Origin of the sequence: Streptomyces sp. NPDC052396 (genome assembly GCF_044593195.1) — a bacterium.
GTDB lineage: Bacteria > Actinomycetota > Actinomycetes > Streptomycetales > Streptomycetaceae > Streptomyces.
On record NZ_JBIUAW010000009.1, the window covers coordinates 162,396 to 183,116 of the forward strand.

Genomic DNA, 20,721 nt, shown 5'->3' on the forward strand with positions numbered 1-20,721 from the left:
CCCCACCCAAGAACCCGCCGCTCCCGCTGTCCCCGCGGGCCGGCACCCCCGGAAAAGGAGCCCCTCTCATGGTGCACGCCCAGTTCGACCCCACCGCCCGCGAGGCCCTGGCCAACGCCGCTGTCGAGGCCAAGATGCGCAAGAACCTGACCTGGCAGCGGATCGCCGACGCGGCCGGCCTGTCGGTGGCCTTCACCACCGCCGCCGTCCTCGGCCAGCACCCCCTGCCGGAGCGGTCCGCCCAGGCGGTCGCCGAGCTGCTGGGTCTGGACCAGGACGCGGCGCTGCTGCTGCAGACCGTCCCCATCCGTGGCTCGATCCCCGGCGGCATCCCCACCGACCCGACCATCTACCGCTTCTACGAGATGCTCCAGGTCTATGGCACCACCCTCAAGGCCCTGGTCCACGAGGAGTTCGGTGACGGCATCATCTCCGCGATCAACTTCAAGCTGGATGTGAAGAGGGTCGCCGACCCCGAGGGCGGCGAGCGCGCCATCATCACCCTGGACGGCAAGTACCTGCCGACCAAGCCCTTCTGATCCGGGCGGGGGCGGGGCCGGACACGCCCCGCCCCCTTCCGTCCCCCCTGTTCCCGTTTCATCTCGCCCGGAGGACCCATGGACTTCGTTCAGCGCACCATCGACCTCGCCCGGCAGAATGTCGCCGAGGGCGGCCGCCCCTTCGCCACCGTCATCGTCAAGGATGGCGAGATCCTCGCCGAGAGCCCCAACAAGGTCGCCCAGACCAATGACCCCACCGCGCACGCGGAGATCCTCGCCATCCGCGAGGCCTGCACCAAGCTGGGCACCGAGCACCTGACCGGCACCACCATCTATGTGCTGGCCCACCCCTGCCCGATGTGCCTGGGCTCGCTGTACTACTGCTCCCCGGACGAGGTCGTCTTCCTCACCACCCGCGACGCCTATGAGCCGCACTATGCCGACGACCGCAAGTACTTCGAACTGGACACATTCTACGGGGAGTTCGCCAAGAACTGGGACGAGCGCCGGCTGCCCATGCGCTACGAGCCCCGGGACACCGCGGTCGAGGTGTACCGCTTCTGGCAGGAGCGCAACGGCGGCGAACGCCGTGTGGCCGGGGCCCCGACCGCGGCCTGAGCACGCCGGGACCGCCCCTGGTCCGCGACGGCCGGGCGCTCACCAGGCCGTCGGTGGCCGGGGGCTGCCGCCGTCGGCCGTCGGCAGGCAGACGTCGAAGCGGCAGCCGCCGGGGACGTTGCGGACGGTGACGCGGCCCGCGTGGGCCTCGACGATGCCGCGCACAATGGCCAGGCCGAGTCCCGCCCCGGCCGGGGGAGTTCGCGCCTCGGAGCCCCGCCAGCCGGTGTCGAAGACCCGGGGCAGGTCGTCCTCGGCGATGCCGCCGCAGGCGTCGGTGACGGAGAGGACCACGGTGCCCGGCCGCTGCCGGGCGGCGATGGCGACCGTGCCGTCGGCGGGGGTGCGGCGGATGGCGTTGACCAGGAGATTGCCCAGGACCCGGGTCATCTCCTTGCCGTCGACCTCCACGGGCGCCGCGTCCACCCGCTCCCCGACCAGGCGGACACCGTGTTCCCGGGCGAGCGGTTCCGCCCCGGCGAGGGCGTCGCCCACCAGGTCGTACACCGACATACGGCTCGGGGAGAGCGGCAGAACGCCCGCATGGATACGGGAGAGTTCGAAGAGGTCGCCGACCATCGCGTCGAGCCGGTCGCTCTCGGCCCGGATCTGCCGGAGATAGCGCCGCGGATCCTCGGCCACGCCGTCCTCCAGCGCTTCGGCCATGGCACGCAGCCCGGCCAGCGGGGTGCGCAGGTCATGTGAGATCCAGGCGACCAGTTCGCGCCGCGAGGCGTCCAGTGCGCGTTCCCGGGCCCGGGACTCCTCCAGCCTGGCGCTGGTCGCCGCCAGTTCCCTGCCGAGGGCGGTGAGTTCGGCGGTGGCGTCACCGTCGGGGGCGGCGAAGCTGCCGCTGTGCCCGAAGTCGCGGGCGGCCACGGTCAGGGCGTTGCTGCGGGCGACGACCCAGCGGCCGAGCAGCAGGGCCGTGGCCAGCGACACCACGGTGGCCATGGCGCACACCATGGTGACCACGGTCAGGTCGTGGGAGGAGAGGAACATCGCCCGGGCCACGCTGAAGGTGCCGGCGAACATGGCCGTCACCGACACCGCGGCCACCACCGTGAGGGACACGGCGACCGAGCGGTGGCGCAGCCGCCACAGGGCGAGGGCGCCGAGCAGGCCGGCGGCCGCCGCGCCGGCGAGCGCGTAGAGCGCGATCAGCAGGACGTCACGCATCGTCCCCGGCCTCCGGAGCCCGGCCATGGTCCATGCCGGTGGCGTCGAAGCGGTAGCCGACCCCCCAGACCGTCTGGATCAGCCGGGGCCGGGCCGGATCGTCCTCGATCTTGGCGCGCAGCCGCCGTACATGCACGGTGACGGTGGACAGGTCGCCGAACTCCCACCCCCAGACCTCCCGCATCAGCTGCTCACGGCCGAACGCACGGCCGGGGTGGCGCATCAGATGGGTGAGGAGGTCGAATTCCCGGACGGTGAGGGCGAGTTCGCCGCCGCACCTGGTGGCGAGGCGGGCCACCGGGTCCAGGACGAGTCCGGCGGCGCGCAGGGGCGGGGCCGGCGCCGGGGCGGCGGACCGGGCGCGGGCGCGGCGCAGCACGGCCTCGGCGCGCAGCACCAGTTCGCGGGGGCTGAAAGGCTTGGTGACATAGTCGTCCGCGCCGACCTCCAGGCCGAGGATGCGGTCCTCCTCGTCGCCGCGGGCGGTCAGCATGATGACGGGGACGGGCCCGTCGGCGCGCAGGCTGCGACAGACCTCCAGACCGTCCATGCCGGGCAGCATCAGGTCGAGCAGGACGAGGTCGGGGCGGGCGGTGGCGGCGAGGCGCAGCGCGGCCGGGCCGTCGGCGGCCCGCTCGACGGCGAAGCCGGCCCGGCCGAGGTAGCCGGCGACGACTTCGGAGACGGTCGGGTCGTCGTCGACGACCAGTACGCGCGCGGGGACTTCGGTGGGCATGTCCGCAAGCCTCGCACCGACCGGAGCCGGTCGGCGCGGCATGCCGTGGTTCCCGGGGCCAACGTCCTTGTTTCGTAAGGACCTTGCGCCCGATATTTCCGAATTACCTTCGTAGGGTGAGTGGCGTGACTCACTCCACCACCTCTTCCGCGGACGTTGTGCTGCCGTGCCTCGATGAGGCGGCCGCCCTGCCCTGGGTGCTCCGGCGGATCCCCGCGGGCTGGCGGGCCGTCGTCGTCGACAACGGCTCCACCGACGGTTCGGCGGATGTGGCCCGTTCGCTCGGCGCCACCGTCGTCCATGAACCGCGCCGGGGCTTCGGCGCCGCCTGCCACGCCGGACTGCTCGCCGCCACCGCCGACTTTGTGTGCTTCTGCGACTGTGACGCCTCCCTCGACCCCGGACTGCTGCCCGGTCTCCTCGCGGCCGTCCGGGACGGCACCGCCGACCTGGTGCTGGGGCGGCGCCGCCCGCGGGGGGCCGGCGCCTGGCCGTCGCATGCCCGCCTCGGCAACCTCGCCCTGGCCCATATGGTCCGGCGGCGCACCGGCCTGCCGCTGCGCGACCTCGGGCCGCTGCGGGTGGCACGCCGGGAGGCGCTGCTGGAACTCGGCCTGGCCGACCGGCGTAGCGGCTACCCCCTGGAGATGGTGGTGCGTGCCGCCGAGGCCGGGTGGCGGGTCCGGGAGACCGACATCCCCTATCTGCCGCGGACCGGCGCCTCCAAGGTCACCGGTACCTGGCGCGGTACCTGGCACGCGGTACGGGACATGCGGGCCGTGCTCCGGGAAGGAGCGGCCCGGTGACGGTGCCCCCGCCCGGCCCGGCCGGACCCACCACGCTGCTGGTCATCGCCAAGGAACCGGTGCCGGGCCGGGTCAAGACCCGGCTCACCCCGCCCTACACACCCGCCGAGGCGGCCGTCCTGGCCGAGGCGGCGGTGGCCGACACCCTGTGGGCGGTACGGGCCATGCCCGCCCGGCGCCGCGTCCTCGTCCTCGACGGCCGGCCCGGGCCCTGGCTGCCGCCGGGCTTCGAGATCGTCCCGCAGTGCGCGGGCGGCCTCGACGAACGGCTCGCCGCCGCCTTCGCCGGCTGTACGGGCCCGGCCCTGCTGGTCGGCATGGACACCCCGCAGCTCGCACCGCGACTGCTGGCCCCGGCCCTCGGCCCGGATGGCTGGACGCGGTGCGATGCCTGGTTCGGCCCCGCCCGGGACGGCGGGTTCTGGGCCCTGGGCCTGGCCGAGCCACGGCCCGGCCTGCTCCGGGGTGTTCCCATGTCCACCGCCGAGACCGGCGCCGTGCAGCGGCACCGGCTGGTGGCCGCGGGGCTCCGGGTCCGGGACCTGCCCGCGCTGCGCGATGTGGACACCGCCGCCGACGCGGCCGAGGTCGCGTCGGCGGCGCCCGGCAGCCGCTTCGCCAGGGCCCTGTCCGCGATGCGGCCACGCGGCGAGGTGCCGGCCGCGAGGGATGCGCGGGATAGGAACGCCCGCCGGGCAGCGGGTGAGCGGCCGTGCTGACCGGTGACACGGCCACCCGCGGCCGGGTTCCGGCCCCCTGGCACGGTGATCCCTATGCCGATGCGATGCGGACCGGGCGGGGACCGCTCTTCCTGCGCCGGGCCGACGGCCGGCTGCTGCCCCTGGAGATCGAGCGGTGGTGCGCCGAGGCCGTCCCCGCCGATCTGACGGTGCTCGAGCGGTGCCAAGGCCCCGTCATCGACCTCGGCTGCGGCCCCGGCAGACTCGTTGTCGCACTGGCCGAGCGCGGCCACCCCGTGCTCGGGGTGGACATCAGCCGGGCAGCGGTCACCCGCACCCGCCGGGCCGGTGGCACCGCCCTGTGCCGGTCCGTCTTCGAGCCCCTGCCGAGCGAGGGACGCTGGGGCACGGCACTCCTCCTCGACGGCAACATCGGCATCGGCGGCGACCCCCGGGCGCTGCTCCACCGGGTCGCCCGCATCGTGACGCCCGGCGGACTCCTCCTGGCGGAAGCCACCGCGACGGAGGCCGACGAACGCCTCCTGGTCCGCGTCGACGACGGCCACGGCCGGACCGGACCGGCCTTCCCCTGGGCCCGCGTCGGGGCATCCGCCCTGACCCGCCACGCGAGGGCGGCCGGGTGGCACACGGCCGAGCAGTGGACTGCCGCCGGGCGTGCCTTCGTCGGCCTGCGCCACTGCGGCTGACGCGGAGGTGTTCCGGTGGCCGTCATCCCCCCGTCGTGCGCGGGGGAGCGTGGTGGTCCATGTGGTGCGATCCGGCCGGCCCGCCGCCGGCCGGGAGCGCTCCAGTTGCCGGAACACCCCCGCCGCACGCCTCAACGCGCCGTCATTCCCGGCCCGTTCGACTCCTGCGCCGTGACCACGCGCCCGCGAGCCCGACCGCCAGGGTCGTCGCGGCGACGCCCCCGAGGGCGAGCAGCCAGTTGCGTGGATAGTCCAACGGCAGCACGGATGGATTGGCGGTGCGGCCGGGCCGGAAGAGTACCGGGCAGGCCACCGCCGTCAGGCTCGCGGCGACCAGCAGAGCGCCGCGTACCGTCCGGCGGGCGGGGAGACGGGCAACGGCCCATCCGATCAGCAGCGTCAGCGGGACGATGACGCCGTCGTGCACGATCAGCGGGCCCGCCAGCCAGCGGGCGACCTGCCAGGGGTCCTCGGTTCCCCGGCCCAGGGACCACACACCCACGGCGATCAAGCCGATGCCGCAGGCGCCGAGCACCACGCGGACCACACCCGTCATGCGCGTCACAGTGCCTCCAGCCGGGAGACCCACTTGGTCTGCAGGACACCGGGCCGGTTGGGAGCGATGATCCGCGCCGGAAAGCCGTGGTCCGGCGGGAGCACGCGGCCGTTGAGACCCAGGGCCAGCAGCGTCAGGGGATCGCGGGCGTAGGTATGGGGCATGACCATCACCCGGTAGGCGCCGTGCTGTTGAAGGGAGGTCACCCGGACCAGAGCACCCTCCGGCGCCCCGGCCCGGTCCAGCAGGTCGCGTACCCGCACCCCCGTCCACCGGGCCGACTTGCTCCAGCCCTCCACACAGGCGATGGGCAGCGTCACCTCGTGCTGCGGCATGGCGCGCAGCTCGTCCAGGGTGAGCTGGTACGGGCGTGGGCCGTCGATGGACAACCGCCACTCCCGCAGCGCCCGTTCGGTGATCCCCGCGCCGGCCGCGGTGCGGTTGACCGGCAGGCCCTGCTCCCCATGGCCGGGGTGGCGGGGCGCCAGCAGATCGAGGCCGGCCAGCGGGGTGACCGACTGGCCCACCGTGGTCAGCGTCACTGCACCCACGGCACCGCCCAGGGCGGCCAGCAGCGCGCGACGGTCGGGCGCGTCCTCGGCCGGCAGCGCGAGCGTCCCGGGGGAACGCCGCCGCCAATGCGCCGCGATCTGCGGGTACTTCACAGCCATATGCAGCAGCAGCGAGCCGGTCAGCAGCCAGCCGACCGCGAAGTGCACGGGCACAAAGGAGAACGGCCAGGGGTACCACTGCGCGATGTTGAGCAGCCCGGAGAACAGCTCGAACAGCGCCGTGGCCACCAGCACCGCGACCGACAGCCGCTCCAGGGCATGCGGCACCGAACGCACCGGCGGGCGGACGAAGAGCCGCGGGTACACCGACCACAACTTCACCAGCAGCAGCGGGACCGCCGCGATCCCGCTCGCCGTATGCAGCCCCTGGCTGACCCGGTACCCCCAGGCCGGACGGCTGGGCAGGTCGTTCGCCAGTACCGCGGGCGGGTGTTGCAGAACATGACTGATCAGCCCGGTCACCAGGCAGACGGCAATGGCCGCACCGAGCAGGCGCCCCACGGCCGTGGCCGTGCGCGCGTCATGCAACCTGCCCGTGAACGAGGGGTACTTGAGGACGGGGAAGCGCCAAGAGAACCGCATGCCCTCCATCACACCCCGGGCGGCGGCCCGGCACCGGCCGCAAGACCTTACGGAACGCGGACATCGCCGCCGGGCGGCCGTCCGGCACCCCGCGCCGGTGCCACGCTGAGCGGGTGATCTCCCGCCCCCGCCGCCCCGTTGCCGCCACCGCCGTCACCCTCGCCGCCCTCACCGCACTCACCACGGTTCTGGTGTCGGCCGTCCACGGCGACAGTTATGTGACCGACCCCGCCGCCCTCACCGGCTGGTACGCCGCCGCCTGGGCCCTGTTCGGCACGGCCGTGTGGACCCTGCGACGGGTGCCGGCCCGGCATGTCGTGCCCCTGGTACTGGCCGGGTCCGTGGCGGTCGCGGCAAGCGGGCTGGTCGCCGAACCCCGCACCAGCTCCGATATGTACCGCTACGCCTGGGACGGCCGGGTGCAGGCCGCCGGCATCTCGCCGTACGACCACGCGCCCGGCGACCCGGCCCTGGCCCGGCTGCGCGACGACTGGCTGTTCCCCCGGGGCGCGCAGTGCGCACGCCCCGAGCGGTTCACGGTCTCCCCGGCGGCAGCCGGCGAGCCGGGCACGGCAACATGCACCCGCATCAACCGCCCGGCCGTCCACACGATTTACCCTCCCGTCGCCGAGGGGTACTTCCTGCTCCTCCACTTCCTCTCGCCGCCCGGGGCGCGCCACAAACCGTTCCAAGTGGGCGGGGCCGTCCTGTCCGTTGCCGTCTCCGCCCTCCTGCTCACCGCCCTGCGCCGCCGCGGCCGCGCCCACTGGGCCGCCTGCTGGGCCTGGTCGCCCGCGGTCGCCTTCGAAGCCGTCAACAACGCCCATGTCGACGTGGTCGCCGTGCTCTTCACCGTCGCCGGCCTCACCGTGCCCGGCGCCCGGGCGGCCCGCGGCAGCGCCCTGATCGGTGCCGGGATCGCCACCAAGCTGCTGCCCGCCGTCGTCCTCCCCGGGGCCCTCGGTGGCCTCGCGGCCCGGCGGCGGCCCGGCGGCTCGCGGGACGCGCTCCGGCGGGCCCTCGCCGTCCTGCTGCCGGCGGCGGCGGTCACCGCCCTCGCCTACCTGCCCTATGTCCTGGTCTCGCACCACTCGGTCCTGGGCTACCTCGGCGGCTACGCCCGGGAGGAGGGCTATGACGACCCCACCGTCAAGAACCGCTATGCCCTCCTCCGGCTTGTCCTCCCGCCCTCCTGGGCCCAGCCCGCGGTGCCGGCCGTGCTGGCCGTGGTGGTGACCCATGTGCTGTGGCGCGGCGACCCCGGACGGCCCTGGCGGGGCGCCCTCCTGGTGACCGGCGCCGCCTTTCTCCTCACCACCCCCGGCTACTCCTGGTACGCGCTGCTCCTCGTCGCCCTGGTGGCACTCGACGGGCGAGGGGAATGGCTCACCGTCGCCATGGCGGGAGCGGCCAAGTACATTGGCGGACGGGCCGTCGCAGACCCGGATCTCCTCGGGACGGCGGCGTACGCCGTGGCCTGCGCGGCCGTGCTCGCCGGATGGCTGTGGCGCCGCCGCCCGGCCGGCATCGTCCCGGCGGGTCAGCCCAGTTGAGGGGTTGCGACATCCCGCTGCGGGGCGCGGGCGAACTCCGCCATGCCCTGCGCGAAACCCACCCGCGGGCGCCAGCCGAACTCCTCGCGCAGCCGCCGCGAGGTCGCCGTGATGTGCCGGACATCGCCCAGCCGGAACTCACCGGTGACCACCGGCTCGGGACCGCCGTACGCCGCACTGAGCGACCGCGCCATCTCCCCGATGGTGTGCGGTACATCGCTGCCGCAGTTGTACGCGCCGAAGCCGCCCGCGTCGCGCGAGCCGAGCGCCTCCAGCGCCACCACATTCGCCAGCGCCACATCGCTGACATGCACGAAGTCCCTGCGCTGCCGCCCGTCTTCGAAGACCCGCGGCGCCTCGCCCCGCGCCAGCGCGGAGCGGAAGAAGGAGGCGACGCCCGCATACGGGGTGTCGCGCGGCATGCCGGGACCGTAGACATTGTGGTAGCGCAGCGACACCGCGCGGCCGCCCGTCGCCCGGGCCCAGGACCGCGCCAGCTGCTCCTGGGCGAGCTTGGTCACCGCGTACACATTGCGCGGGTCCATGATGGCGTCCTCGCTCACCAGGCCGGGGACAAGCTCTCCACCGCAGTGCGGGCACCGTGGCTCGAAGCGCCCGGCCGCCAGATCGCCGGCCCGCCGGGGCCCGGGGCGCACCGGGCCGTGCCCGGGGCAGTCGTAACGGCCCTCGCCGTAGACCACCATGGACCCCGCCAGCACAAGACGGTCCACCGCCGCCTCGGCCATCGCCGCCAACAGCACTGCCGTCCCATGGTCGTTGCAGCTCACATAGGCGGGCGTATCCGCGAAGTCCCTGCCCAGACCGACCATTGCGGCCTGGTGGCAGACGGCGTCGACGCCGCGCAGCGCCCGGGCGGTGCCGGCGGGGTTCCGCACATCCGCCTCCAGACGGACAACGCCCTCCGGCACCATGGGCCGTACCGGGTGGACCGCCGGCAACAGGGCGTCAAGAACGACGGGTTCATGTCCCCGCTTGAGCAGGGCGTTGACGATCTGGGAGCCGATGAACCCGGCCCCTCCGGTGACGAGTACGCGCATGCGTCGACGCTAAGGCCGGTCCCGGTCGCCCGGTGCGGGTGTCCGCGGCACGTCATCACCTCGTAAGACCTGGCACCGTCGGCCGGTACTCGCCTGCCGTCCCGGGGGAAGGTCTCTTCGTGGACTCGCCGGCAGGCGAACCGTACGGCCATGACAGCACCTCCGGCCGGCTGGCAGGTCCGGCTCCGACATTTCATCGGCGCCGACCCGTGACGCCGGTCGAGAGCCCGGCCACTGGAGAGGAGCGCGGCATGCATGGCAGGCGCCCGGCGGCACACGACTTTCCCGCCGTGACGGCCCCTGGGATGAACACCACCCGGGACCTGGACGAGGCGGTGGCCATCTGCCGGGCCTGCCCCCGGCTGGTCGCCTGGCGGGAGGAGGCCGCCAGGACCAAGCGCCGGGCCTTTACGGACTGGGACTACTGGGCGCGTCCGGTGCCCGGCTTCGGACCGTCGGACGCGCCACTGGTGATCGTCGGGCTGGCCCCGGCCGCCCACGGCGGCAACCGCACCGGGCGCATCTTCACCGGCGACCCGTCCGGTGACGCCCTCTATGCCGCCCTGTACGACCTGGGGCTGGCCTCCCAGCCGACCGCCACCCACCGCGACGACGGACTGGAGCTGTACGGGGTGCGGATCACCGTGCCGGTGCACTGCGCGCCGCCCGCCAACCGGCCCACCACCGCCGAACGCGACACCTGCCGGCCCTGGCTCACCCGCGAACTGGAGCTGCTGCGCCCGGACTTGCGGGCGATCGTGGTCCTCGGCGCCTTCGCCTGGCAGGCACTGCTGCCCGTGCTGGCCGGCGCCGGATGGCGGCTGCCCCGGCCGCGCCCCGTCTTCGGGCACGGCGCCGAAGCGCCGGCCGTCGATCCACGGGGTGAGCGGGAGGTGCGCCTGATCGGCGGCTACCACCCCAGTCGGCGCAATATGTTCACCCGCACCCTCACCCCCGCCATGCTGCGGGATGTGCTGCGCCGGGGTGCGGAGGCCGCGGGGCTGCCGGTTGGCGGCTGAGGGGCTCGCCCGCCGCACGCCGGAGTCCGGGGCCGTCCACACGGAGAACCCGGTGCGGCGTCGTCACACAGGGCTGTCCCGTCGGTCAGCCCGCGGTCTCGTCGAGATGCTCGGCAAGGCGGAACAGGGCGGGCACAGCCTTGCCTATGGCGGCCTGTTCGTCCTGGTCGAGAGAGGCCAGCGCGGCTGCCAGGCGGCGTTCATGGGCCTGGGTCCACGCTTCGAGCTGGCCGCGGCCGGTGTCGGTGAGGGTGACCACGGAGGCGCGGCGGTCGGCTGGGTCGACGGTGCGGGCGACAAGGCCGCTGTTCATCATCTGGCCGATGAGTCCGCTGACGGTACTGGGGGCCAGCCGCTGGCCGGCGGCGAGTTCGCTGACCCGGGCCGGGGAGTGCTCGGCGAGGACCTGCAGCAGCTCGACCTGGGCCATGGGCAGCTGCTCCCATGGATAGTCCGTGCGTATCGAGGCGCGCAGGGCCCGGCGCAGGCGGGTGACGGCCGCGGTGAGCAGGTGCGCGTCGGTGGACCGCTGGGGAGCGGCGCTCGAAGGCCCGGGGCGGGTCGGCGGCGGCATGGGAGAAGTCTACCCGGGAGGCCATGGGCGATGCGGTATCCGAAAGGTTCGGTGGCCGAGGTAATGGCATGCGGGTTGTCGGCGGACGCCGGTCCGTGAGGGCACCCGGCCGGAGGCGGGCGTCAGCGGTCGCCGTCGGCCTCGGCCGCCGCCCGGACCGGTCCGCGCGGCGCGGGGCCGCTGTCCATGGCCGGGGGCCGGCCGCCGGGCCCGAGCCAGGCGGCCACGGCGGCCAGGAGCGATATCAGCAGGAGGGTGAACAGGGCCCAGCGGTGGCCGTAGGGGCCGCCGAGGTAGAGGGTCAGGGCGGCCAGCGCCACGCCCAGGGCCGTGCCCAGGCCGCGGGCCATATTGACCAGACCGCCCCCGGTGCCGGAGGAATCCGCCGGGATGGCGCCCATGATCAGGGCGTTGTTGGCCGGGGTGAACAGCCCGAGGCCCAGGCCGAGCAGCGCCAGCAGCGGCGTCAGCCAGGGTATGGACAGCGAGGAGGCCAGCAGGGCGGCCAGTGCCCCGCTGCACAGGACTGCCCCGGTCACACATCTGGCCCGGTCGGACATCCCGCTGGGCATGATGCGGTCGGCGCCGACGGCCGCCAGCGCGAAGCCCGCGGGCAGTGCGGTGAGCACCGATCCGGCAGTCAGCGTGGTGTGCCCGTGCAGCATCACGATGATGGGCACCAGCACCAGCGGACCGAACAGCACCAGGTACCCGCACAGCGCCGCGAACAGCCCGGTCGAGACGGCGCGTATCCGCAGCATGCGCAGGTCCAGCAGCGGATGCCGGATCCGGCGCTGCCGGTCGGCGAAGGCCCAGGTGGCTCCGGCGGCCACGGTCAGGAGCACGGCGACCACCCAGCCCGCCACAGGCAGGCCGGAGGCGGCGGAGACGGCCAGCAGCAGACTGGTGGTGGCCGCCGCCAGCAGCACCAGGCCCGCCCAGTCGAACCGCCGGGCCGGACACCGGTGGCGGGTACGCGGCAGCAGATAGTGGCCGGCCAGCAGGGCGACGGCCCCGATGGGCACATTGATGCCGAACACCCAGCGCCAGCCGAGCGTGGACACCAGAGCACCTCCCACCGTGGGCCCGAGTGCGAGCCCCAGCGCCTGTGCGGCAGCCTGCACCCCCAGCGCGGCCCGCATCTTCTCCCGCGGAGCACTGGTGGTCACCAGGGCGACGCTGTTGGCCTGCATCATCGCCGCTCCGCACGCCTGCACCACCCGGAAGACCACCAGTGCAGCCAGTGAAGGCGCCAGCCCACAAGCCGCCGATGCGGCGGTGAAGACCACGAAGCCATAGAGATAGAACAGTTTCCGGCCGTGGGCGTCCGACAGCCGGCCCGCCGGAATCAGCAGGGCCACCAGCGCCAGCAGATACGCCAGGGACACCCACTCCACGGCCGCCAGCGGGGCCCCGAACTGTGCGCGCAGGCTGTCGTACGTCAACGTCACGATGCTGGCGTCCAGTTGACCCATGAACGCCCCGAAGCACACCGTCGCCACCGCCAGCCACCAGCCGCCGGGACGGATGCGTATGCACTCGGGGCGCTGCCGCTCGGTCACCAGGAGCGCCGTCCAGCGACGGCCTGGTGAAGGTACGGCTGAACGTTCGGCTGAACGTACGGCGGCGGGGCCGGCCATCTCGCCTCCAGACATCGGCGTCGCAGCGGTGGGCGGGAGTGCCCTCACCCACGAGATTACATCGGACACCGAACAGTTCTGAAGCCGATGCGAAGACATGGCCGGGAATGGCCCGACCGGGTTGGCCCTCTCCTATGCGACACCGGCCGCCCGGCGGGCCCCGGCGGGTGCGCGGTGGTCTATCGCACCGCCCCCGGCACGGTTCCCGCCCGGGCCATCGTCGACCCGGTCGCCTTCGAGGCCGACCGGATCGACGACGCGCTCGGCGAGGGATGGAGCGTACTCCTCACCGGCACGGCCGAGCCCCGGGACCGTGGGCCTCGCCCCCGAGCCGGCGCCCCTCGTTCGGACCGCAGGCGTGGCGGCTCGGCGGCGTACGGCGAGACTGAGGGGGAGTCGAGGAAATCTGGAGGCGGACGATGCCCCTTGGCACGGTCAAGAGCTTCGATGCGGAGAAGGGCTCCGGCTGGATCAGTCCGGACGGCGGGGGCGACGACCTCGGGGTGCACTACAGCGAGATCGAGGCGGAGCCGCAGACCCTGGAGGAGAACCAGCGGGTCGCCTTCGATGTGGGGTCGGGCCCTACCGGCCCGCAGGCCAAGAACGTTCGCCCGGCGGCCTGACACCCGCCGTCCGGCGCGGCCGCCGGAGGCGTCGGATGCCGTCCGGTGCTCAGGCCGTGTGAATGGTGCGTCCGCTGATCCGGCCCGGCACGATCCGGACCCACAGGTTCCGTACGCCGCCCGCCCAGGGCGCCGACCCCGGCCGTTCCGCCAGGGCGCGCACCACGGCGGGGTCGGTGACATGGTCCGCGGTCCCGACCACCAGCACGCTCCAGCCATTGCGCAGCTGATCGTCGATGCGGTCGGTCTCGAAGGCCAGTTGGGCTCCGGCGGGCGCCGCCGCCGCGCCTGCCGGATCCGTGCGGTAGACGATGGTCCGTGCATCGACCACGAAGTTCACCGGGAGGACAACGGGGCCGGTGTCGACCGACAGGCTCAGGCGGCCGATGCCATGGGTGCCGAGTCTCGCCCAGCACTCGCCTTCCGACAGCCGCATCAGCCTGGGGTGGGCTGCCGCCGCCGGCTGGCCCGGCGGGGCGTCGTCGCGGCCCCGGACCAGCTCCTCGTAGGACATCTCCAGTGCGGCGGCGAGCCGCATCAGGGCGGCGGGGTCGAAGTCGCCGCTGAACTTCTCCAGTTGGCGCAGGTAGGCGACGGACATACCGGCGCGGTGGGCCAGCTCTGTCTGGGTCATCCCGAGCTGCTCGCGTCGCAGGGCGGCGCGGGTGGCCATACTGTCGCCGCGGGACGAGGCGTCCGCCGGACCGCCGGATGGCATTGCTTCGCCGTGCACGGCCGCTCCTTTGAACCCTCGCTCATCGGTGACCCGCGAGCCGCGTCCTCGGGCGGCTCGGTCATCCGCCTTCCAGGCGAGCAGACGGAGCGGCCCGGTGCCAGCGCTGATCGGCCGTCCGGCGGAGCGGGACCGGCTGTGCTCGGGCCGGGCCATGGAACGCGTCCTGCTCCTGGCCGCCCTGGAGGAGCCGGCCAGCTCCTTCTCCACCCAGGCCCTGGAGTGGCCCACCTGCGCCGGCCGCTGCGCGACCCGGCCGCCGGCACCGGCCACGTCCAGATGGTGCTGCGCCTCGGTTACCGCCCCAAGGGCCCCCGTGTGCCACGCCGGCCCGGGCGGGACGTCCTGGTCACGGAGGGCCGGCCGTACCGTACGGGACCACGGCCACCGGGCATGTCGCATGATGCAGTACGGCGTGCGCCACGGGCCCGATCCGCACCCCCGGAACGGGACCGAGCTTATGACGGCGCTTACGTCGGCCGACGACCAGCAGAGCGGCGTGCGCGGCGGCTTCCGTCAGATGCGGTGCCACGGGGCCGGCCGACGGCCGTTCGCTCACCTCCACGGCCGGCCACTTCTCCCGGCAGGGGCGCAGCGCCTCGGCCAAATCGTTGTTATCGCGCTCGGCCGCGACGGCTGTGCCGTCCCCGGCCTGCTCCCTGACCTGGACGACGTTGAGGGGCGCGCCCCGCAGCGCGGCCGCCTCGAAGGCGAAGCCGAGCAGTGGGCCGTACGGTCCGTCGAGCCCCAGGCTGACCACGACCGGGCCGTCTCCCGCCAAGGCGGCCGGAACCTCCGGTGCCCGCACCACCACAATGGGCCGGGACGCATGGGCGACCACCGGCAGGCTCACGGAGCCCAGCAGGAAGCCTTGGACGACACCGAGCCCGCGTGACCCCAGGGCCAGCACTGCCGAGGCGTGGGCGGCGTCGATGAGGACCTTCACCGGCGGCTCCGGCACCCGCTCCAGCTCGATGGCCAGGTCCGGATGGGTCTGGCTGAGTTCCTCCTGCGCCACCTCCAGCCTGCCCTCGACCCACTCCCGCTGGGCCGAGGCGCCGGGGGAGAACTGCAGGTTGCCCGCCCGCCACTCCAGCGCGTACACCACGCGCAGCGGCACCTTGCGGAGCACCGCCTCCCGACCGGCCCAGACGGCGGCGGCCAGGCTCTCCGCCGACCCGTCGAATCCGACGGATACGGGTCGCACCATCCAGATCACCTCCCGAGGAGTGGGTGAGGAATGGCGTCGGCGCACGGCACCGCATCGCGCTCCAGGCCCTCCCGGACCATGGACGGTGTGCGCGGGCGCCCGGGCTATGCCAGGCGCCGACAGCGCGGGCCGCCCTTTGATGGCCGGCGGCCCCCGGGACTCCGGACGGGAAGGGCCCATCCGCTTCTCGCGGATCCAGATTGCGCGGTGCACGGTCTTTCACCGCTTCTCCGCGTCCAAGAGGCTCTTCCCGTCACTTCCAGCACACCACTAACCCGGGTCCGACGCCAGGGCCGGGCGGCCCCGTTCTGGTCCCACGACCACGGCCGGCTGGGTGTGCTCCCACAGCCCGATCAGGCGGCCGGGGTCGCCGCCGCTCGACGACAGCGTGGTCCCGGCCGGCAGCGGCCACCTATGCGGAGGGCTGCTACGACCGGCTGGTCTCGGCCGTGGCCGGTCGCGAGGCAGAGGTCGAGGACGAGGCAGAGGTCGAGGACGGGGACGAGGACATCGTCAGGATCGTGCCGCCAGGCCGTCCGGCTACCATCCCGCCGGGGGAGACGAGAACCCAGCCCGATCTGAGAACGGCAAAGGCGAGGAGAGTTCCCACTCCTCGCCACTCTCAACGTATAGCGCACGGGGGGCCTTGCGGCAAGGCCCCGGTGATGCCGCACAATCATCGACCTAGGCCGGAACTTGGGCCGGAATGTGTGGAATTGGGGGACTCGCGACGTGCGTCTGTTGTTGTCGGTGTATGAGGAGTTCGCCGCGCGGTGGCTGCTGGACATGACCCGCCGGGGAAGGCCGCCGCTGCCTGCCTGAACCACACCGGACCGTCGAGCACCACCCAGAACACCCAAACCCGCGAACCCGGCGACCAACCGCGCGGCCGCACATCGGAGCTGATCCATGAACCCCGTCACCACCAGCGCCTTCAACCTCTCCGACCGCCTCCTCCCCAAGGCCGACCCCACGCTGATCGCCGGCGACGAGCAGCACTTCGCGGCTGTCGCGGAGTGCCTTGAGCAGTCGATCGCCGAGGTGTCCGACCGTCTCGACGCCGAGCGCAAGGCGCCCGGCGGGATAGGCCGGCAGGCGATGGACCGGGATCTGGAGATCCACCGGCTGACCACTCGCCTGCGCACCCTGCGCCGCTTCGGCCTGGACCTGTGCCTGGGGCGCATGGTCGGCGCGGACCACTCCGAGCCGGTGTACGTCGGACGCCTCGGCCTGACGGACAGCACCGGCCGCCGGCTGCTGGTCGACTGGCGCTCCCCGGCGGCCGAGCCGTTCTTCGGCGCCACCCACGCCAACCCGATGGGCCTGGCCAGCCGCCGCCGGTACCGCTGGAGCGGCGGCCGGGTCAGCGACTACTGGGACGAGGTGTTCACGCCGGACGGGTTCGCCGGGCACGCCGCGCTCGACGACCAGTCCGCCTTCATCGCCAGCCTGGGCAGCAGCCGGTCGCCACGGATGCGTGATGTGCTCGGCACCATCCAGGCCGACCAGGACGCCATCATCCGTGCGGGATCCCGTGGCGCGCTGGTCGTCGACGGCGGCCCGGGCACCGGCAAGACCGTTGTCGCCCTGCACCGTTCCGCCTACCTCCTGCACTCCGACCCCCGCCTCGGGCACCGCCGGGGCGGCGTGCTGTTCGTCGGTCCGCACCAGCCCTACCTGGGCTATGTCGCCGACGTCCTGCCCAGCCTCGGCGAGGAGGGCGTACAGACCTGCACCCTGCGGGACCTGGTCGCCGAGGGAGCCACGGCGACGGCCGAGACCGACCCGGAGGTGGCCCGTCTGAAGTCGTCCGCGGACCTGGTAAAGGCGATCGAGACCGCCGTCAGGTTCTACGAGGAGCCGCCCGCCAAGGGCATGACCGTCACCACCCACTGGTCCGACATCCGGCTGACCGCCGACGACTGGGCCGCGGCCTTCGAAGCGGCGGAACCGGGCACCCCGCACAACGAGGGCCGCGACCAGGTCTGGGAGGAACTGCTCACCATCCTGATGGACAAGCACGACGGTGACGCCCCGGACGAGCTGCTGCGCAGGTCATTGCAGCGGAACCGGGAACTGCTCACGGCCTTCAACAGCGCCTGGCCGCTGCTGGAAGCGGCCGACCTGGTCGGAGACCTCTGGACGGTACCCGCCTACCTGCGGTTGTGCGCTCCCTGGCTCGCCCCCGACGAGGTCCGGCGGCTGCAGCGCGCGGACGCCCATGCCTGGACGGTCTCCGACCTGCCACTGCTGGACGCGGCACGGCAGCGGCTCGGCGACCCGGAGACCGCGCGGCGCAACCGCCGGCACCGCGCCTCCATCGCCGCCGAACGCGAGCGCATGAGCAAGGTCGTCGACGCCCTGGTGGAGGCCGATGACGACGGTGAGGGCGTGATGACGATGCTGCGCGGACAGGACCTGCGCAACAGCCTGGTCGACGACACCGCACTGACCGGCCCCGAACCGGACCGGCTCACCGGCCCGTTCGCGCATATCGTCGTGGACGAAGCACAGGAACTCACCGACGCGGAATGGCAGATGCTGCTGCTCCGCTGCCCGTCCCGCAGCTTCACCATCGTCGGGGACCGCGCCCAGGCCAGGCACGGGTTCACCGAGTCCTGGCAGGGACGGCTGGAGCGGATCGGGTTCGACCGGATCACCCTGGCCTCCCTGAGCGTCAACTACCGGACACCGGAAGAGATCATGACGGAAGCCGAGCCGGTCATCCGGGCCGTGCTCCCGGACGCCAATGTGCCGACCTCCATCCGCAGCGGCAACATCCCCGTCGTCCATGGATCCACCGCGGACCTGGCCTCGGTCCTCGACACCTGGCTCGCCGCACATGCCGACGGAACCGCCTGCGTCATCGGCGACCCCGCCTTCCGCTCGACCTCCCGGGTCCGCTCGCTGACCCCGGAGCTGTCCAAGGGGCTCGAGTTCGACCTGGTCGTCCTGGTCGACCCGGAGGAGTTCGGCGAGGGCATCGAAGGGGCGGTCGACCGCTATGTGGCGATGACCCGGGCGACCCGGCAACTCGTCATCCTCACCAGCTCCTGACCTGGCCCGGCGGGCAAGGACACCGCGATGGGCGCGCTGTTCGGCGGGGACAACGGCTACGGCGGGGACAACGTCGCCTGACCGCCCCGCCGGACCGGCCTCCGGAGCATGGCGAGGCACACTTCCCCCGGCAGCCGCAGAATTCCGGCATCCACCGTGCACCGGATCCTCACCCGCCACCGGATGAACCGGCTTTCCTGGCTCGACCGCCCGACCGGCACCGTGATCCGCCGCTACGAGCGCGCCCGCCCCGGCAAGCTGGTCCATGTCGACGTGAAGAAACGCGGCCGGACCCCCGACGGCGGCGGCCACAAGGCCCTGGGCCGTCAGGCCGGCCGGGCCACCCGCGCCGCCATGGGCTTCGACTACGTCCACTCCGCCGTCGACGATCACTCCCGCCTGGCCTACAGCGAGAGCCATCCCGATGAGAAGGTCGCGACCTGCGCGCTTCCTTACCCGCGCGGCCGCGTTCTTCCACGGCCAGGGCATTCACCGCATCGAGCGGGTCCTGACGGACAACGCCCGGGCCTACCGCAAGGGCCTCGCCTGGAAGGCCGTCCTTGCCGACTTCGGCGTGGCCGGCAAGCTCACCCGCGCCTACCGGCCGCAGACAACGGCAAGGTCAGTACACCTAGGACGCGAGCCTCAGCGCCCTGTTCTCCACCTGCAGCCGTACGGCCAGCAGCACTGCGTTGGCGGTGGTGAAGAGGAGGGCGGTCAGCCAGGCGTTGTAGACCAGGGGCAGGGCCAAGCCCTCGGTCACGACGATGACGTAGTTCGGGTGCCGGAGCCAGCGGTAGGGGCCGCGGGTCTCCAGGGGCATGCCCGGGACGACGATCACGCGCATGTTCCAGCGTGGGCCGAGCGACCGCACGCACCACCACCGGGCCACCTGGACCAGGGAGGTGGCGGCCAGGGCCGGCCAGCCGACCGCCGGTACGAACTGCCGGTGGGCCACCGCGACCTCGACCAGGATGCCGACGAGCAGGCCGACGTGGAGGACGACCATGGCCGGATAGAGCCGGCGGCCGTACTCCACCCCGCCGTTGGCGGCGGCCCAGCGCGCGTGCCGCTGTGCCACGAGGAGTTCGAAGCCGCGCTCCACGGTGATCAAGGCGATGAGTGCCGGCAACCCGGCGGGGAGCTGGCCCGATCCCAGGACCGTCACGATGCCATTCCTTTCGATTCCTTACGTCGGGAGGGGGCGGGGCAGTCGCGGTTCACCAGCGGACCAGGGCGAGTTCGATGGCGAACCCCGGACCCATGGCCGCGACGAGCCCCGGCGTACCGGGCCGTGGAGGTGTCCGCATCGTCGTGTGCAGGACGTCCAGGACGGAGACGGACGAGAGGTTGCCCCGTTCCGACAGGGACCGGCGCGTGGCCTCCAGAGCCGCGGGCGGCAGATCGAAGGACCTCTCCACGGCGGTGAGGACCTTAGGGCCGCCACCGTGGACGATCCAGCTTCCGACCTGGCCCGGCAGCAGATCGTACGTACCGAGTAAGTCATGGACGGCCTTGGGCAGATGCTCCTCGGTGAGCGTGGGCACCTCGGGGGCGAGCAGGATCCTGAAGCCGTGGGATCCGATGTCCCAGCCGAGTACTTCCTCGCTGTCGGGGACCAGCCGGCTGCGGGAATCCACGAGCTGAGGGCCCGCCGCTGCGGCTTCGGCGCCCCGGTGTCCGCCGACGGCCACGACCGCGGCCGCACCGTCCCCGAAGAGGCTGCCGGCGACGATGTTCGCCATCGAGGTGTCCTGCATCTGATACGCCAGCGAGCACAGTTCCACCGCCAGGAGGACGGCCACATGGTCCGGGTGGGCCCGGAGGTAGTCGTTCAGCCGGGCGAGTCCGGCGGCTCCTCCCGCGCAGCCGTACCCGAACAGGGGAATGCGCGTGACGTCCGGCCGCAGGCCCACCCGGTGGGCCAGGCGGGCCTCCAGCGAAGGCACGGCGAGGCCCGTCACGGTGGTGCTGATCACCGCGTCGACCTCGCCCGGCTCCACCCCCGCCGCTCGCAGGGCCCCGGTGAGCGCGCGTTCCCCGAGTTCCAGGGCGGCGTCGTGCCACAAACGGTTGTTCTCGGTGAAGTCGTCGAGCTCGATGAGCCGCTCCAGCGGCAGGGCGAAGTGCCGTGTGGCCACCCCGGCGTTGGCCTGGATCTTGCGCAGCATCAGGATCCCCGTGTGGGATTCCATCAGTGTGGTGCGCGCCAGGGCGGCCATGATGTCCTCCTGGCGATACCGATGGGGTGGTACGGCCGTCTCGATCACGGTCACCCGGGGCAAGGGTTCGTCCGGCCCCCAGGCGAAGCCCTCCGT

General features: G+C 73.2%; 20 protein-coding genes and 1 pseudogene. 10 read left to right on the forward strand and 11 right to left on the reverse strand.

Annotation, left to right across the window (positions count from 1 at the left end; all coding sequences use genetic code 11):
• Nucleotides 1-68: 68 nt before the first annotated feature.
• Together cynS and ACIHFE_RS24165 are read left to right on the forward strand one after the other, a co-directional pair.
• Entirely contained in the window at nt 69-539 is a 471-nt protein-coding gene (gene cynS / locus ACIHFE_RS24160) for a cyanase (protein WP_400109513.1), read from the forward strand.
• A gap of 78 nt (nt 540-617) precedes the next feature.
• Nucleotides 618-1,118, forward strand: a complete 501-nt coding sequence (locus tag ACIHFE_RS24165; protein WP_400109514.1) for a nucleoside deaminase — start codon at nt 618-620, stop codon at nt 1,116-1,118.
• Between the two features lie 39 nt (nt 1,119-1,157).
• Here the strand turns inward: ACIHFE_RS24165 and ACIHFE_RS24170 are convergent, their stop codons facing one another.
• Together ACIHFE_RS24170 and ACIHFE_RS24175 are read right to left on the reverse strand one after the other, a co-directional pair.
• Nucleotides 1,158-2,297 carry a sensor histidine kinase gene (locus tag ACIHFE_RS24170; protein WP_400109515.1) on the reverse strand — a complete coding sequence of 380 codons (1,140 nt, stop codon included), beginning with the start codon at nt 2,295-2,297 and terminating at the stop codon, nt 1,158-1,160.
• On the reverse strand, nt 2,290-3,033 hold the full coding sequence (locus ACIHFE_RS24175) for a response regulator (protein WP_400109516.1): 744 nt from the start codon (nt 3,031-3,033) through the stop codon (nt 2,290-2,292). Before ACIHFE_RS24175 ends, ACIHFE_RS24170 begins: the two co-directional genes overlap by 8 nt.
• 116 nt (nt 3,034-3,149) lie before the next feature.
• Between ACIHFE_RS24175 and ACIHFE_RS24180 the strand changes: the two genes are divergently transcribed.
• The 3 genes from ACIHFE_RS24180 to ACIHFE_RS24190 all read left to right on the forward strand — a co-directional run bounded on the left by ACIHFE_RS24180 (nt 3,150) and on the right by ACIHFE_RS24190 (nt 5,226).
• Complete coding sequence (locus ACIHFE_RS24180) at nt 3,150-3,839, forward strand: glycosyltransferase family 2 protein (protein ID WP_400109518.1); 690 nt, start codon at nt 3,150-3,152, stop codon at nt 3,837-3,839.
• On the forward strand, nt 3,836-4,558 hold the full coding sequence (locus ACIHFE_RS24185; protein WP_400109519.1) for a DUF2064 domain-containing protein: 723 nt from the start codon (nt 3,836-3,838) through the stop codon (nt 4,556-4,558). Before ACIHFE_RS24180 ends, ACIHFE_RS24185 begins: the two co-directional genes overlap by 4 nt.
• Before the next feature lie 65 nt (nt 4,559-4,623).
• The gene (locus ACIHFE_RS24190; RefSeq protein WP_400109736.1) at nt 4,624-5,226 is read left to right on the forward strand and encodes a class I SAM-dependent methyltransferase; all 603 of its coding nucleotides are present in this window, start codon (nt 4,624-4,626) and stop codon (nt 5,224-5,226) included.
• A 142-nt stretch (nt 5,227-5,368) separates the two neighbouring features.
• Here ACIHFE_RS24190 and ACIHFE_RS24195 read toward each other — a convergent pair whose 3' ends face one another.
• Together ACIHFE_RS24195 and ACIHFE_RS24200 are read right to left on the reverse strand one after the other, a co-directional pair.
• Nucleotides 5,369-5,782 (reverse strand): hypothetical protein, encoded by a 414-nt coding sequence (locus ACIHFE_RS24195; RefSeq protein WP_400109520.1) that lies wholly within the window; start codon nt 5,780-5,782, stop codon nt 5,369-5,371.
• Between the two features lie 5 nt (nt 5,783-5,787).
• Complete coding sequence (locus tag ACIHFE_RS24200) at nt 5,788-6,936, reverse strand: molybdopterin-dependent oxidoreductase (protein ID WP_400109522.1); 1,149 nt, start codon at nt 6,934-6,936, stop codon at nt 5,788-5,790.
• 113 nt (nt 6,937-7,049) lie between these two features.
• Between ACIHFE_RS24200 and ACIHFE_RS24205 the strand changes: the two genes are divergently transcribed.
• Entirely contained in the window at nt 7,050-8,489 is a 1,440-nt protein-coding gene (locus ACIHFE_RS24205; protein WP_400109524.1) for a glycosyltransferase 87 family protein, read from the forward strand.
• Here the strand turns inward: ACIHFE_RS24205 and ACIHFE_RS24210 are convergent.
• Nucleotides 8,477-9,547 (reverse strand): NAD-dependent epimerase/dehydratase family protein, encoded by a 1,071-nt coding sequence (locus ACIHFE_RS24210; RefSeq protein ID WP_400109526.1) that lies wholly within the window; start codon nt 9,545-9,547, stop codon nt 8,477-8,479. The genes ACIHFE_RS24205 and ACIHFE_RS24210 overlap by 13 nt on opposite strands.
• Nucleotides 9,548-9,852: 305 nt before the next feature.
• Here ACIHFE_RS24210 and ACIHFE_RS24215 point away from each other — a divergent pair, with 305 nt between their 5' ends.
• The gene (locus tag ACIHFE_RS24215; protein WP_400109528.1) at nt 9,853-10,566 is read left to right on the forward strand and encodes a uracil-DNA glycosylase; all 714 of its coding nucleotides are present in this window, start codon (nt 9,853-9,855) and stop codon (nt 10,564-10,566) included.
• Between the two features lie 85 nt (nt 10,567-10,651).
• On the opposite strand, the gene ACIHFE_RS24220 is transcribed toward ACIHFE_RS24215, so the two are convergent.
• Nucleotides 10,652-11,140 (reverse strand): MarR family winged helix-turn-helix transcriptional regulator, encoded by a 489-nt coding sequence (locus ACIHFE_RS24220; protein WP_400109529.1) that lies wholly within the window; start codon nt 11,138-11,140, stop codon nt 10,652-10,654.
• 122 nt (nt 11,141-11,262) lie between these two features.
• On the reverse strand, nt 11,263-12,780 hold the full coding sequence (locus ACIHFE_RS24225; protein WP_400109531.1) for an MFS transporter: 1,518 nt from the start codon (nt 12,778-12,780) through the stop codon (nt 11,263-11,265).
• Between the two features lie 419 nt (nt 12,781-13,199).
• Here ACIHFE_RS24225 and ACIHFE_RS24230 point away from each other — a divergent pair, with 419 nt between their 5' ends.
• Nucleotides 13,200-13,403 carry a cold-shock protein gene (locus ACIHFE_RS24230; protein ID WP_400109533.1) on the forward strand — a complete coding sequence of 68 codons (204 nt, stop codon included), beginning with the start codon at nt 13,200-13,202 and terminating at the stop codon, nt 13,401-13,403.
• Between the two features lie 49 nt (nt 13,404-13,452).
• On the opposite strand, the gene ACIHFE_RS24235 is transcribed toward ACIHFE_RS24230, so the two are convergent.
• Both ACIHFE_RS24235 and ACIHFE_RS24240 read right to left on the reverse strand, forming a co-directional pair.
• Nucleotides 13,453-14,409 carry a pyridoxamine 5'-phosphate oxidase family protein gene (locus ACIHFE_RS24235; protein WP_400109535.1) on the reverse strand — a complete coding sequence of 319 codons (957 nt, stop codon included), beginning with the start codon at nt 14,407-14,409 and terminating at the stop codon, nt 13,453-13,455.
• A 76-nt stretch (nt 14,410-14,485) separates the two neighbouring features.
• Complete coding sequence (locus ACIHFE_RS24240; RefSeq protein WP_400109536.1) at nt 14,486-15,346, reverse strand: universal stress protein; 861 nt, start codon at nt 15,344-15,346, stop codon at nt 14,486-14,488.
• A gap of 909 nt (nt 15,347-16,255) precedes the next feature.
• Here ACIHFE_RS24240 and helR point away from each other — a divergent pair.
• Both helR and ACIHFE_RS24250 read left to right on the forward strand, forming a co-directional pair.
• Nucleotides 16,256-18,403 (forward strand): RNA polymerase recycling motor ATPase HelR, encoded by a 2,148-nt coding sequence (helR, locus tag ACIHFE_RS24245; RefSeq protein ID WP_400109538.1) that lies wholly within the window; start codon nt 16,256-16,258, stop codon nt 18,401-18,403.
• A gap of 141 nt (nt 18,404-18,544) precedes the next feature.
• A pseudogene (locus ACIHFE_RS24250) lies at nt 18,545-19,079 on the forward strand (DDE-type integrase/transposase/recombinase); the annotation flags it as partial.
• On the opposite strand, the gene ACIHFE_RS24255 reads toward ACIHFE_RS24250, so the two are convergent.
• Entirely contained in the window at nt 19,035-19,562 is a 528-nt protein-coding gene (locus tag ACIHFE_RS24255) for an isoprenylcysteine carboxyl methyltransferase family protein (protein ID WP_400109738.1), read from the reverse strand. The pseudogene ACIHFE_RS24250 and the gene ACIHFE_RS24255 sit on opposite strands and share 45 nt — an antisense overlap.
• A 61-nt stretch (nt 19,563-19,623) precedes the next feature.
• Nucleotides 19,624-20,688, reverse strand: coding sequence for a type III polyketide synthase (locus ACIHFE_RS24260; protein ID WP_400109739.1), 1,065 nt, complete (start codon nt 20,686-20,688; stop codon nt 19,624-19,626).
• Nucleotides 20,689-20,721: the final 33 nt, after the last annotated feature.

Coding starts and splice junctions, on each gene's coding strand:
- cynS (WP_400109513.1), top strand. CDS start 69: ATGGTGCACGCCCAGTTCGACCCCACCGCCCGCGAGGCCCTGGCCAAC.
- ACIHFE_RS24165 (WP_400109514.1), top strand. CDS start 618: ATGGACTTCGTTCAGCGCACCATCGACCTCGCCCGGCAGAATGTCGCC.
- ACIHFE_RS24170 (WP_400109515.1), bottom strand. CDS start 2,297: ATGCGTGACGTCCTGCTGATCGCGCTCTACGCGCTCGCCGGCGCGGCG.
- ACIHFE_RS24175 (WP_400109516.1), bottom strand. CDS start 3,033: ATGCCCACCGAAGTCCCCGCGCGCGTACTGGTCGTCGACGACGACCCG.
- ACIHFE_RS24190 (WP_400109736.1), top strand. CDS start 4,624: ATGCGGACCGGGCGGGGACCGCTCTTCCTGCGCCGGGCCGACGGCCGG.
- ACIHFE_RS24195 (WP_400109520.1), bottom strand. CDS start 5,782: ATGACGGGTGTGGTCCGCGTGGTGCTCGGCGCCTGCGGCATCGGCTTG.
- ACIHFE_RS24200 (WP_400109522.1), bottom strand. CDS start 6,936: ATGCGGTTCTCTTGGCGCTTCCCCGTCCTCAAGTACCCCTCGTTCACG.
- ACIHFE_RS24210 (WP_400109526.1), bottom strand. CDS start 9,547: ATGCGCGTACTCGTCACCGGAGGGGCCGGGTTCATCGGCTCCCAGATC.
- ACIHFE_RS24215 (WP_400109528.1), top strand. CDS start 9,853: ATGAACACCACCCGGGACCTGGACGAGGCGGTGGCCATCTGCCGGGCC.
- ACIHFE_RS24220 (WP_400109529.1), bottom strand. CDS start 11,140: ATGCCGCCGCCGACCCGCCCCGGGCCTTCGAGCGCCGCTCCCCAGCGG.
- ACIHFE_RS24225 (WP_400109531.1), bottom strand. CDS start 12,780: ATGGCCGGCCCCGCCGCCGTACGTTCAGCCGAACGTTCAGCCGTACCT.
- ACIHFE_RS24230 (WP_400109533.1), top strand. CDS start 13,200: ATGCCCCTTGGCACGGTCAAGAGCTTCGATGCGGAGAAGGGCTCCGGC.
- ACIHFE_RS24240 (WP_400109536.1), bottom strand. CDS start 15,346: ATGGTGCGACCCGTATCCGTCGGATTCGACGGGTCGGCGGAGAGCCTG.
- helR (WP_400109538.1), top strand. CDS start 16,256: ATGAACCCCGTCACCACCAGCGCCTTCAACCTCTCCGACCGCCTCCTC.